13 protein-coding genes are annotated in these 13,014 nt (G+C 41.2%); 2 read left to right on the forward strand and 11 right to left on the reverse strand.

Features of this window, described 5'->3' with window-relative positions:
- Nucleotides 1-73: 73 nt before the first annotated feature.
- Together L0U88_RS00995 and L0U88_RS01000 are read right to left on the reverse strand one after the other, a co-directional pair.
- Nucleotides 74-847 carry a queuosine precursor transporter gene (locus L0U88_RS00995; protein ID WP_234863659.1) on the reverse strand — a complete coding sequence of 258 codons (774 nt, stop codon included), beginning with the start codon at nt 845-847 and terminating at the stop codon, nt 74-76.
- Nucleotides 844-1,116, reverse strand: coding sequence for a hypothetical protein (locus tag L0U88_RS01000; RefSeq protein WP_234863660.1), 273 nt, complete (start codon nt 1,114-1,116; stop codon nt 844-846). The genes L0U88_RS00995 and L0U88_RS01000 overlap by 4 nt, the downstream gene beginning before the upstream one ends.
- 29 nt (nt 1,117-1,145) lie before the next feature.
- Between L0U88_RS01000 and L0U88_RS01005 the strand changes: the two genes are divergently transcribed.
- Nucleotides 1,146-2,063 carry a glycosyltransferase family 2 protein gene (locus L0U88_RS01005; protein ID WP_234863661.1) on the forward strand — a complete coding sequence of 306 codons (918 nt, stop codon included), beginning with the start codon at nt 1,146-1,148 and terminating at the stop codon, nt 2,061-2,063.
- A 41-nt stretch (nt 2,064-2,104) separates the two neighbouring features.
- Nucleotides 2,105-4,648: a YfhO family protein gene (locus L0U88_RS01010; RefSeq protein WP_234863662.1), complete on the forward strand. Its 2,544-nt coding sequence runs from the start codon at nt 2,105-2,107 to the stop codon at nt 4,646-4,648.
- On the opposite strand, the gene L0U88_RS01015 is transcribed toward L0U88_RS01010, so the two are convergent.
- The 9 genes from L0U88_RS01015 to rfbF are packed head-to-tail and all read right to left on the reverse strand — an operon-like array spanning nt 4,643 to nt 12,806.
- Nucleotides 4,643-5,641, reverse strand: a complete 999-nt coding sequence (locus tag L0U88_RS01015; RefSeq protein ID WP_234863663.1) for a glycosyltransferase family 2 protein — start codon at nt 5,639-5,641, stop codon at nt 4,643-4,645. The genes L0U88_RS01010 and L0U88_RS01015 overlap by 6 nt on opposite strands.
- Nucleotides 5,638-6,543: a glycosyltransferase family 2 protein gene (locus L0U88_RS01020; RefSeq protein ID WP_234863665.1), complete on the reverse strand. Its 906-nt coding sequence runs from the start codon at nt 6,541-6,543 to the stop codon at nt 5,638-5,640. Before L0U88_RS01020 ends, L0U88_RS01015 begins: the two co-directional genes overlap by 4 nt.
- Nucleotides 6,544-6,551: 8 nt before the next feature.
- A complete protein-coding gene (locus L0U88_RS01025) occupies nt 6,552-7,592 on the reverse strand; it encodes a glycosyltransferase family 2 protein (RefSeq protein ID WP_234863668.1) in 1,041 nt (346 codons plus the stop codon).
- A gap of 5 nt (nt 7,593-7,597) precedes the next feature.
- Nucleotides 7,598-8,332, reverse strand: coding sequence for a cephalosporin hydroxylase family protein (locus L0U88_RS01030; protein WP_234863670.1), 735 nt, complete (start codon nt 8,330-8,332; stop codon nt 7,598-7,600).
- Entirely contained in the window at nt 8,325-9,191 is an 867-nt protein-coding gene (locus L0U88_RS01035) for an NAD-dependent epimerase/dehydratase family protein (protein ID WP_234863672.1), read from the reverse strand. Before L0U88_RS01035 ends, L0U88_RS01030 begins: the two co-directional genes overlap by 8 nt.
- Nucleotides 9,184-10,416, reverse strand: a complete 1,233-nt coding sequence (locus L0U88_RS01040; protein WP_234863673.1) for a class I SAM-dependent methyltransferase — start codon at nt 10,414-10,416, stop codon at nt 9,184-9,186. The genes L0U88_RS01035 and L0U88_RS01040 overlap by 8 nt, the downstream gene beginning before the upstream one ends.
- Nucleotides 10,417-10,423: 7 nt before the next feature.
- Nucleotides 10,424-10,957: a dTDP-4-dehydrorhamnose 3,5-epimerase gene (gene rfbC, locus L0U88_RS01045; RefSeq protein ID WP_234863674.1), complete on the reverse strand. Its 534-nt coding sequence runs from the start codon at nt 10,955-10,957 to the stop codon at nt 10,424-10,426.
- Nucleotides 10,945-12,045: a CDP-glucose 4,6-dehydratase gene (gene rfbG, locus L0U88_RS01050; protein ID WP_234863675.1), complete on the reverse strand. Its 1,101-nt coding sequence runs from the start codon at nt 12,043-12,045 to the stop codon at nt 10,945-10,947. The genes rfbC and rfbG overlap by 13 nt, the downstream gene beginning before the upstream one ends.
- Entirely contained in the window at nt 12,030-12,806 is a 777-nt protein-coding gene (gene rfbF, locus L0U88_RS01055; protein ID WP_234863677.1) for a glucose-1-phosphate cytidylyltransferase, read from the reverse strand. The genes rfbG and rfbF overlap by 16 nt, the downstream gene beginning before the upstream one ends.
- Between the last annotated feature and the right edge of the window lie 208 nt (nt 12,807-13,014).

A 13,014-nucleotide genomic window follows, 5' to 3' on the forward strand; every position in this document is an offset into this window, starting at 1 on the left:
GTTAACCAATGTACTTCAATAGACCATCATTGAAGGCCAGCGTTTAAGAGCAAATGACGCTTTAACGTAGATTTTACAAACCCAGGGCGGCCTGCTTCATGCTGGCAGCTCTTTCCCGGCCCAGGTAGCGTTCAATCAGGTAATGAATCAGGTAAATCAGCGGCGTGCAAAGAATAGCGATGGTAAACTTGTAAGTGTAGCCAACCATCGCGATAGCGGTAACTCTTGGAAAACTGAAACCCAAAGAAAAATACAAGTATATATAAGAAACAACAACTGTATCAATGAGTTGAGAAAACAGTGTGGAGACGGTGGCGCGCATCCAGATTCTTCTTTCACCTGTGAATCTTTTGATCTGGCGAAAAACAGTAGCGTCGGTTAATTGTCCCACCAGGAAAGCTGTTAAAGACGCGATGATAATATTCATGCCCTGGCCCAGGATCTGGGTATAGGCAGCCTGCATATCGGGTACGCCTTTATCGGTTTGAGACACCTGCCACCAATCAGCGGGCGCCATGGAAATGGAGAAATAAAAAACAAAAAAGGCAAAGCTGATGAGTCCGGCTGTAAGTACAGAGAGAAACCGCACTCCCCTGACCCCATAATATTCATTGATAATATCGGTCATGATGAACACCACCGGCCAGGGCAGCACTCCCACTGAAAGGTCAAACGCAAGGCCTGATTCCCCCAGCAGTGTGAAATTGGCCTTTTCAATACCCAGGGTGGATTCGAGTGAAAAGATTTTCACTCCGATGATTTCAGCAATCACGGCATTGGCGATGAAGAAGCCTGCCAGGATGATGAACAATCGGGAGGATTTATCTTTAACAATGTGGTGGATCATACGAGGAGTAAATACAATTGAACTAAAATAACGATTACATTCAGTATGCTGATTATGTTTATTTCGGGGCGGGATTTCTTAACCAGTCCCAAATAAACAAAACTGACCATCCAGGCCAGATTAAGTGCGACAGATACAACCAATCCGGTTATCAGAATCATTGATTCGGTTACACTTCCCTGTAAGAGGGGGAAATAGCGCATCAGGAAGGAGATCAGGAAAGCCAGGTTGCCAATCGCCGCTAATTTGTTCAATTGAGAAAAAGCCATACGGCAAAAATCAGTTTAATTTGTGTTTCATGTTGGGATTCAGCATAATAATTATAACGTATAATCGTCCGGGTGATACCCTGGAGCTGTTGGACAGCCTGTTGCGGCTGGATCAACGGGAACGGTTTTTATCAGATATTGTTTTGCTGAACAATGCATCCACAGAAGATTATGGTTTAGTGCACAGGTATTTGCAGGAACATCCGGAACTGCCTGTACAGTTTATAGATGCACCGGGGAATTTGGGTGTGGCGGGTGGACGAAATTATGCAGTGCCGCATAGCAAAGCAGATTGGATGTTGTTCCTGGACGATGATGTGGTGGTGGAAGATCCGCAGTTCCTGGTTAAACTTTGGGAAGCAGTGAACCAACCCTTTTCGGCAGATCGTGCATTAGGAGCCATGGGTTGTAAAGTGCGGTATTATGATAACCGTGAAATCCAGGTAACCGCCTTTCCGCATAAGAATTTTGAGAAGTATAGAGAGAGTGATCGGTTTTTAACAGCCTATTATGTAGGCTGCGCACATGTAATAAAGAAGGAAGCCTGGCAGGCGGCGGGTGATTATCCCACTGATTTTTTTTATGGGATGGAAGAATATGATTTGAGTTACCGGATCCTGGATGCAGGCTATTGTATCGGTTATGATGGGCGCGCAGAGCTGTTTCACAAGGAATCACCGCTTGGCCGGAAACCAAGGCCTGTACAGCTATCCATGATGTGGGTGAACAAATCCAAAGTTGCCTGGAAATACCTGCCGGTTGGTTATTTTATCACAACAGCCTTTTTATGGTCAGGATTTTACCTTCGGAAATCCGGCTTTGATTTCAGGTTTTTCTTTTCGAGTATCGCGGCTATTTTAAAAATACCCTTCCGGATAAAGAAAACACCCGTGAGCCGGTTGGTCAGGAACTATCTCAAAGCTGTGGAAGCGCGGTTATGGTTCTGAAAATATGTCTTATTTTGCCGGCTTAAAACTGAAAAGCTCGTATGAATTCAGCCTGGTTCAAAAAAGCCGCCCCACATCTGTACGCTGTCCTTGCCTTTCTTGTAATTGCAATCATCTATTGCCAGCCTGCCCTGATGGGAAAGGTAGTAGAGCAGCATGATACCCTGGGATGGAGGGGTATGGCACAACAGTCGTTTGAATTCAAAGAGAAGTATGGCTATTTTCCCTTGTGGACCAATAGTATGTTTGGTGGCATGCCGGCCTTTGCAATTGCATTTGAAGGCACGGTGATCCAAACCATTTATTTACAGAATTTGCTAACGCTCTGGATGCCGGTGCCGGTAAGTTTTTTCTTCCTGGCCTGTATCAGTTTTTATTTCATGGGGATTGTGTTTAGGCTGAAGCCGCTGATCGCAGCAATGGCAGCCATCGCATTTGCGTGGGCTACCTATGATCCGGTGATCATTGCGGTGGGACATAATACTAAAATGTGGGCGATTGCCTATATGCCAGCAGTAATAGCCTCGCTGGTGCTGATTTTCCAGGGCAGGTATTTGCTGGGTGCGGGATTGCTGGCCTTGTTTTTCGGCTTGCAAACCAGTACACAGCACGTTCAGGTAGTGTATTATACAGCAATAATCATGGCCTGTATGAGTGTGGCTTACCTCGTTCATTCCATACGCGCAAAGAATGTTAAGCCGGTAATCATAAGCGGACTGGTAGCACTGGGCGCAGGATTGCTGGGGATTGCTTCGTATGCGATCAGCTGGTATCCCCTGCAGGACTATGCGAAGGAAACCATGCGTGGCGGAAGGTCAGAGATCACCATTGGAAAAGATTCAACCAACCTTACAAAAGGCGGGCTTGATAAGGATTATGCATTTGGCTGGAGTTACGGGATCAGTGAAACCATGACCTTTATGGTGCCGAGAGTATACGGAGGCAGTTCCTCCACGGTGGTAGCAGGAAAACCGCGCAGTGAATTTGGGGAAGACACCAAAGTATCGCAAGTGATCCAGGAGAAAACAGGTATGTCTGAAGATCAGGCGGATGGATTTGCTCAACAGCTACCTGCTTATTGGGGAGATCAGCCTGGCACATCGGGACCTGTATATTTGGGTGCGATCATCTGCGCGTTGTTTATATTGGGTTTGATCAATGTAAAATCCTGGCATAAAGGATGGATCATAGCTGCAACGATAATTGGAATCTTCTTAGCCTGGGGAAAGAATTTTTCCAGCCTGAATTATTTTCTGTTTGATTATTTGCCCTTGTATAATAAATTCAGGGCTCCTTCTATGGCACTGATCATTCCGCAGTTGACTTTCCCATTGCTGGCGGGACTTGGTTTACAGCAATTTATTGAAGCCAAAGAAGCAGGAACACTTGACTGGAAGAAGCTGAAACTGGCAGGTTATGTATTGGGTGGCGTACTTGTGCTTTTCATAGGTTTTTATGTGATGGCGGATTTCACCTCCCCAAATGATAGCCAGTTGAAACAGCAATTGACCAGCATGATGGCGCAAGGGCAGCAGAATCCGGAAATACAGCAACAGGCTCAATCCTTTGCGCAATCTGTGGTATCAGCCTTGCAGGATGACAGGCAAACAATTTATGGCAAGGATTTGCTACGCGCGCTTGCCTTGATATTATTAGCGGTTGGCTTGTTGTATTATTATGCGAAAGGCAGTATTAAGTTATCCTTTGTGTTGCTGGGCCTGGTGGCATTATCATCCCTGGATCTGATTACAGTGGGTCGCAGGTATTTGAACGCTGATAATTTTGTAGACAAGGAAGAGTTTGAAGCAGGATTGAGTCCGAATGCTGCGGATCTGCAGATCCTGCAGGACACCAAACAGCCTTATCGGGTATTTGACCGGGCAACAGGTGGTAGTCCATTTGAATCTGCACGCGCTTCCTATTTCCATAATTCTATTGGGGGTTATAGTCCGGCTAAACTGGGGCTGTACCAGGATCTGATCGAGCATCAGCTGAGCAAGGGTAATATGGAAGTGTACAATATGCTCAATACCCGGTATTTCATTATGCAAAATCCAGCGGATGGACAGCCGGTGGTGCAAATGAACCCGAATGCATACGGACCGGTTTGGCTGGTGAAGCAGTTGCAGTTTGTGGCAGATGGAAATGCGGAGATCCAGGCGCTTGACAGTACCAATTTAAGAGAGGTTGCGGTGGTGCAGGAGAAATTTAAGGAAGCAGCGGGAACTGCACCTGTATATGATTCAACAGCAAGTATTAGCTGGGTTGAGAACCGAAATGATGTGGTAGTGTATAAAAGCTCTTCTGCGAGTCCTCAGTTTGCAGTATTCAGTGAGATCTATTATGACAAGGGCTGGAATGCCTACCTGGATGGCAAGCTGGTTCCGCATGTGAAAACGAATTATCTGTTGAGGGGGATGGGAATTCCGGCTGGTCAGCATACGATTGAATTCAAATTTGAGCCCAAGGCTGTGGCGTTGAGTAAGACGATTACAACTGCGAGTACGATTATTTTATTGCTCTTGCTGGTATCAGGCGCAGTTGTTGAATATCGGAAAAAGAAGGAAACACCTGAAGTGTCATAGCACTTTGTAAAACCAGGGTTGATTGCGAATCATTTTCGGACTGAGTTTGTAAAGGCTGGCCAGGTTTTTACGATACCCTGTAATAAGTCCTTTTGGAAAAGAGTTTCGTCCCAGAATTGAGCGAACTGCATTGGATATGTATAATAAAGGCAACTCCAATGAGTAAACTGCCAGGTGAATCAAAAACCAAACGGTTCCATATTGTTTTCTGATCCGGAGGAAATTGGAGACCATAATCTGGAGTCCTTTTTTGTCGTAGAGATTGTAATAACCTTTACCCGAAGACTGAAAAGCTTCGTTTGCTGATGCACTTTCGAGATGAATAACTTTATGCTGGCCAAAAATGGCGAGCTTACCATATTGGCGAATTCTTGAACACCATTCGATTTCTTCAGCGTATAAAAAGAAATCTTCATCCAGCAGGCCTGCTTTAGCGATCACCTCTTTTTTGACCAGGATAAAAGCACCATTGATCCAGTCAACTTCTACCAGTGAATTGGAATCGGGCAAATTGGTTTTTTTGGCATTGAAGAGGAGTGCCGTTTTTTTGAGCAGTTTACCAAGAATTGGTAAGGGCAGAAAGTGGTTGAGGCCTCCTCTGACAAAATAATTCCCGCTGATCTGAGGTGTTTTGTCTTCGTTCAGGAGCTGGGCACCTGCGGCTACATAGTTGGAGTTGCTAAAGTCGTGGAAAATTGTATCCAGCACCTTGTCGGGTAATAAAGTATCCGGGTTCAATAACAGCAAATTGGTTGCAGAAGCATTGGAAATGCCAATATTGTTTGCTCTGGCGAAACCGGCATTGTATCCTGCATTAATATATCGTATTGCAGGCAACTCCTGCAGGAGCTGAATGAATTTTTCTTCTGAGCCGGAGTTATCGACAATAATGATTTCCAGTTCAAGCTGAGTGGTATGGATATAGGATAAAATGCTGGATTTTATGAAAGCCTCACTATGGTAGTTAACATATATGACACTCAGTTCTTTCATATTGCTTTTTTCAATTTACAATATAGATAACAGAGCGTCATCATGCCTTTTGAAATAAACCCAGAGGAAAGAAGAGCCGGCCGGATATTACTCTGAAACCGAATCATCTGGTCAAGGTAAGGTGCTTTCAGACCGGTGAGTTTTATATCAGTTACATTTTTGATGGAAGCATTTCTGATTTGTCGCCATAGAAAATCAAAATTGGCAATTGAGCGGAGAAAATCAGGATTTTTGGAATTGTACCGTATGATATCGGGAATTAATCCTGATTTTATAAAATCCCGATCTGGTTTTGAACTGGTATTACCTTCGGTAAACCGTGCAACGAGTACGTCCATAAACTGTGTTTGGATAGTTGGGGAAGTAAAACATTTCAGGTTAAAGTCCCAGTCTGCATGCAGTTTGTATTCCAGGTTATACCCACCCAATTGCTGAAAAATAGTTCGCTTATAGAAAATTGCCTGGTGGGAAATGTTTTTGGTAAGCAGATTTGCAAAGCTGAAAGCTCCATCGTAACGCTGGCCAGAGATTGACATAAGAACATTTCCATAAATAAGATCAGCCGGGTGCCGGTTGATGGAATCAGCAACTTGTTGTAATACATTCTCATTAAGCAAGGTGTCATCTGATCCAAGAAAATAGAGGTATTCTCCTTTTGCAGCCGCAATACCTTTGTTCATGGCATCATAGATACCGTGATCGGGTTCAGAGTTGAAGAAGTGGATTTTATTACCATAATTTTTTATAATGGAAACAGTATTATCCTTGGAGCCGCCATCAATAATAACCAGTTCAAAATTTGTAAATACTTGAGCCAGCACACTGTCTATAGCTGATGAAATTGTTTTTGCACCATTGTATACAACGATTATTATTGAAAAAAAAGGTTCAGTACTATCCATATTATTTATTATTTGGGAAGTACAACCTTTTTGAATTGAACAGCCAACTTAAAAAGCTCAGGAAATTTTACACCAATTTTATACTTCATATGCCATTTGCGCATTATGGACCAGCTATAAATGTTACGAATGCTGTTGGTAAAACTTTCATTGGTAGTATTGGATAAATCCAGAACTCGTTTTAAAAATATAAAATAGGTGGTAAGCGTTTGTCCAATATATTTATTCAAAACTCCCATATCTTCTGAATTTGATTGCAGCTTTAGCTCTCGAACAATAAATTCATGAAAGGCCCTGGGTGCAATTTCAAGATAAGAATAGTTGCTATTTGCATAACTATAATTGGAACCATGAATGGTTTGACAGCCAACTGCCGTATTTGTAAAAACTGCCCCATTTTGACTTCCGGCCAGGATCAGGTAAGCAGCATCAGAAAGAAAGGGCGTTCCATAATCAGGCACACCACCCATTGCTTGTGCAATTTCTCGTTTTACCATACCAGATGACCAAAGTATTCCTCCCCCAAAATCAGCCGTGCAAAACTCCCTTAAAAAGATATCCGCACTAAATTCCCTGACAGCACCAATTTCCAGATTTGCCAACCCTGAGTAAATACCAGGTGAACGATTAGCCAGATGGGAAAGCCAGAGCTTTTCATAATAGGTATCATGACTACCCATGTACATTCCATATCCCGGATGTTGGCGTTCTAAATCCAGCAATGTTTCCAGAATAGCAGGATAAACGGGATCGTCATCTGTCAGCATAACAACGAATCTTCCAGTTGCATGGGCGAGGCTTCTGTTAAAGCTTTTGACCATTCCCAGATTTTCATTATTGCTCAGGTAACGGAATCTGCTGTCTTCAAAAGATTCAACTACCTGTTTTGCACTGTGATTTTCTGCATCATTGTCAGATACAATAACTTCCCAGTCGGGTATAGTTTGTTGACGAATCGCCTCTAATTGTTTTTGCAGGTAATCTGTTCTTTTGTATGTAGAAATACAAAAGGATACGGCCGGTTGCGAAGTAGTGATTTCCTGAAGCATTCCGATTATTTCACACGTTTCAAATATCCCTCTGGGGCTACGCTGATCAGAAGTTTATTATCAATACTGTGGTCGATTTCAAACTCAGGATGCTCTTTCACAAAATCCCATACCGCTGTTTTTGGATTATCCCCTTTTTTCCAGGGTCTGCCAGGAAGGTAATTATCTGGCATGTCTTCAACAATAGTATCGAAAACAACCAGGTATGAATCTTTCGTTACAAACGGTGCATATAACTTCAGTTCATTCAGTACATGCTCATGTGTATGATTAGAATCAAGGCAGACCATGATGGTTTGCTTTCCGGCAGCATACGCTTTCACTTTATCAACCGTATCGGAAGCAATGGATGAGCCTTCGATCATTGTGATTCTTTTGAACATTGGATGAGCTTCAATAGCAGCTTTATTATGTGCCCTTATATCGATATCAATACCCAGTACTTCCCCTTTGCCTATTAATTCCAGTAGTGATGCATAATAGATCAGGGAACCACCATGTGCTATACCTGTTTCTATGATCAGATCTGGTTTAATATCCCAAATCAACTCCTGCATCGCGATCATATCTTGGGGATATTGAATAATGGGGCGACCCATCCAGGAAAAATTATAGGAATACTGACTTTTATTGGATTCCAGGTTAAATTGTTCAGCAGCCTGTTTGAGTGGGGAATTACTTCCGTTCGACTCAATTCTCTGCTCCCGTTCTTTTAAGAATTCCGCAATTGGGTTATTCATTGGTAATTATTTTAGATAGTTTAGAATTGTTCCCCCAGAAATACATCGCTTCGTGCTCTGAATAAGGAAATACCCCGGTATTTAATTGTAAGGATGAATTGTGTTGTTTGATAATATTTTCAACAAATGATTTTACTGTAATGGGATGGCCACTACAAATATTGATTATACCCGTGATGTTTTTTTGTAAGGCTGCCTTCATTATAAATGTAGCCATCTCCTGTATAGAAAGGTAATCTCTGATTTGGTCACCTTTGCTCATATTAAAGCATTCTTTTCTGTCTTTAATGGCTTCCATTAATTGTGCATACAGGGAGTTTTTATGCTGTCCTTCTCCATACGTATAAAATAATCGAAGCCATTTTAAATCAAAACCAAATTGATTTTTTAGCGCATGAAAGCAGTTAAGCAAATTAACCTTGCCAATTGCATAAGCATTCTTCGGATTGGAGGGCATGTCTTCTGTTAATTCCCCATTTACTTTACCATATTCCATACAGGTTCCGGCAATTGTCAGATCTTTTAAACCATGCTGAATTAAATTTTTACAGAAAAAATAATTAGCCATCATGTTGGATTCAATGTGATGGGAAGAACCATAATTGGGAAGTCCCTCCCATGCTAAATGAATCAACAGATCTGGTTGATTAAAATGTTTGAAAAGATTGATATTGGCTGGAGTATTTTCGATCGTCCAGGAGATATATTCCACTTGTTTAAACCAGGGCTGAGATCTGGCTTTTTCAATATCCCTTGAACTGGCAACAACAGAATACCCATTTTCCAACAAAATCGGAATCAAATTAGTGCCGATAAAGCCGGTAGCACCTGTAATTAGTATTTTATGTGGTTTAGTCATTTATAATTTCAAGTCGGGGTATTGGAACAACAAATTTCCCATTCCACTCAGCAATGTATTTCAGTTGCTCAATAATTTCTGATTTCAAATTCCACGGAAGTATCAGTACATAATCGGGTCGGGATTGCTTTAAATGAGTTTCATCCACAACGGGAATATGACTGCCGGGTAGATACAAATGTTGTTTATTTGGATTCCGGTCTACCACAAAATCAATCAGATCCGATTTAATACCACAATAATTCAGCAGTGTATTTCCTTTTGCAGCTGCACCATATGCAGCAACTTTTTTTCCGGTTGATTTGCACTTAAGCAGGAAATCCAGTAAATCTATTTTTATAGTAAACGCCTGCTGCGTAAAATTCAAATAGGTATCCATTTTAGTAAGTCCCCATTCGAGTTCTTCATTTATCAGAGCTTCTACCCTATTTGAAATTTCTTTACTTGAATCATCGCTGTGTTTTGCATAAATCCTGATTGATCCGCCATGTGTTGAAAGTTTGTCAACGTCAAAAATTTCCAGATCAAGCGTTCTGAAAATATTTCTTACGGTGTAAAAAGACAGGTAAGAAAAATGTTCATGGTAAATGGTATCGAATTGGTTATTACGGATAAGTTCCATTAAATGAGGAATCTCCATAGTAACAATGCCGGAGGGGTTGAGAACGATTTTGAGTCCACCAACAAAGTCAATAATATCCGGTACATGGGCCAGCACATTGTTTCCCAAAACCAGATCAGCGGATTTACCATCCTCTTTCAATTGCCGGGCGAGCTGGCGACCAAAAAAAGCAACCAAAGTTGGTATACCTTTTTCAATGGCCACTTTGGCAGTATTGGCAGTAGGCTCAATTCCCAATACCGGAATGTCCAATTCTTTAAAATATTGCAGAAGATAGCCATCATTGGAGGCGATCTCAATCACTTTTGAATTCTTATCTAAATGAAATCTTTCCACCATCATCCTGGTATACGCTTTGGAATGCTCCAGCCAGGTTTTTGAAAAGGATGAAAAATATACATATTCATTATTGAATATGGAATCAGACTTCTTGTACTCATCAATCTGAACGAGAAAGCACTTGTTACAGATAAATACTTTTAACGGATAAAATACTTCCGGTTCATTTAACTGCTCCCTGGTAAGGAATGAGTTGGATGCCGGCGAATTAAACAAGTCAATTAATATATCGGAAAGTTGATTTTTACAAAATCTGCAATTCATCGTTACTTTATTTATCTTGGAAATCCGGAAAATTTAAGTCCCTCTCTGAAATATTGGTTATCTCCAATGGCCAGTTGATACTGATAGCAGGATCATTATGCCTTATTCCAGATTCAAATTCCGGATTATAATAATTGGAATGAAGGTAAATTAATTCAGTATTATCCTCGAGTGTTTGAAAACCATGTGCAAAACCTTCCGGAATGTAGATTATGTGTTTATTTTGGGCTGATAATTCAAATGCCTGATATTTTTTGAAAGTGGGTGATTCAGGTCTGAGGTCTATAATAACATCTACTATTTTACCCGCTATACATCTTACAAGTTTTATTTCGCTGTGTGGTTGCCGCTGAAAATGCATACCACGTACGGTACCTTTTGCCGATGTGAATGAATGATTCATCTGCACCCATTCTTTATTGTGGCCGATGGTTTTGAATTCTTCTTTACAGAAAAAACGTGCGAACCAACCTCTAGAATCCGATTTTGGTTCTGGCAAGATTAGATAAGCGCCATCTAATGTTGTTTTTATAAATTCCATAATCCGGTATAGTCCTGAATTTGCTTTTTCGTTAAGTAAAGTTTTTCATTGGCAGGAGCTTTATACCAATCCACTGCCCATTCAACTGCCGCCTTTCCGGATAAACGCGGCCTCCAGTTCAAACTGGACTTGGCCTTTGAAATATCCAGCTGAAGCAGTGATGCTTCATGTTTTTGATGGTCATTACTGATATTAGTCCATTTTCCCTGTCCCCATGCGTCCACAAATAATTGCGTGAGTTCGCCAACTGTAAAATGATCGCTCATTTCCGGACCAAAATTAAAGGCATCCGAATATTCCAGGGGCGATTCATAAAGTAATTGCCCCAAGATCAGGTAACCGGAAATCGGCTCGAGTACATGCTGCCAGGGCCGTACTGAAGCCGGGTTTCTCAACTTGATTTTTCTATTTTCCTGGAGCGCTTTTACAATATCAGGCACGAGTCGATCTTCACTCCAGTCGCCACCCCCGAAAACATTCCCTGCTCTTGCGGTTGCTATTGATTTAGCATGAGCCGCATAATTGACCGGGTTGTAAAACGAACTTCTGAAAGACTCTGTAACAATTTCTGTACAAGCTTTACTGGAGCTATAGGGATCATACCCGCCTAGCGGATCGGATTCTTTATACAATCTACCATCTTCGTTATTCTTATATACTTTGTCGGTAGTAATCACAACACAAGCACATTTGGAATGGACTGATTTGAGGCTCTGTAACAAATTGGCAGTACCCAACACATTGGTCTCAATAGTTTCTATTGGATTATCGTAAGAAGCCCGTACCAATGGTTGTGCTGCTAAATGAAAAATGATATCTGGCTGAAAGGAATTAATAGATTTTTCCAACGCTTCAGCGTTTCTGATATCATTTATTTCTGATTCCTGGAACAGATCGGAAGGCAAATAATTAAACAATCCATGATCATATCGAGGTTGCAGTGAATATCCTTTAATAATTGCTCCTGCTTGTGAGAGCCACATAGATAGCCATGCGCCTTTAAAGCCGGTATGACCAGTTATAAACACCTTTTTTGATGAATAAAACCGCATGAGGTCTCTTAAGTTAGTGGTCACCATCTCTTCCATAAGGCATTATTACTTTCCCAAAGATTTTCCAGTTCAATTTTATCTCTCAAGGCATCCATGCATTTCCAGAAACCTGTATGACGATAGGCAACGAGTTCGCCATCTTTTGTAAGGTTTTCCATAGGCGCATCTTCCCACATCACATTATCCATATCATCTGCCAGGTACTCAAAAACGGACGGTTTTAGAACAAAAAAACCACCGTTGATCCATTTACCATCACCTGTTGGTTTTTCTTTAAAATTCATAACTACTCCGGCAGGATCAATAGTCATACCACCAAACCTGGCCTCCGGCTGAACAGCAGTTACGGTTGCTATTTTATTATGTGAATTATGAAAGTCTACCACTTTCAACAGGTCAACATCAGCAACTCCATCACCATAAGTAAGCAGGAAGTCCTCATTATCCAGGTATTGCCGGATTCTTTTAAGTCTTCCTGCAGTTTTGGTATTCAAACCAGTATCTACCAGCGTCACCTTAAAAGATTCCGCATTGGTAAAGTGAACATCCACCTTGTTATTTTTCAACTCAATGGTAATATCTGAATTATGCAGATAATAGTGCATAAAGTACTCCTTAATCACATACCCCTTATATCCCAGACAAATGATGAATTCATTGAAACCGTAGCTTTCATAGATCTTCATTATATGCCAAAGAATCGGACGGCCACCAATTTCGACCATCGGCTTTGGTCGCGTTTCCGTTTCTTCAGATATCCTGGTTCCAAGACCACCTGCAAAAATCACTACTTTCATTAAATATAAATTTAATATATACGGCTAAATCGTTTACAAGATTACGTGTGTTATTAGAATTTACGATACCGGTCTTTGAAATAAATTTCAACTTTGCAACTTATTTAATTTCAATGTAATATAGATTCAATATTCTAATATTATATTTCGAATCCAGCCAGTTTGACTTATTACATTACTTTAGAGGATTTTAATAGCATTTAAGTTC

Source organism: Flavihumibacter fluminis (genome assembly GCF_021491375.1).
Taxonomy (GTDB): domain Bacteria; phylum Bacteroidota; class Bacteroidia; order Chitinophagales; family Chitinophagaceae; genus Flavihumibacter; species Flavihumibacter fluminis.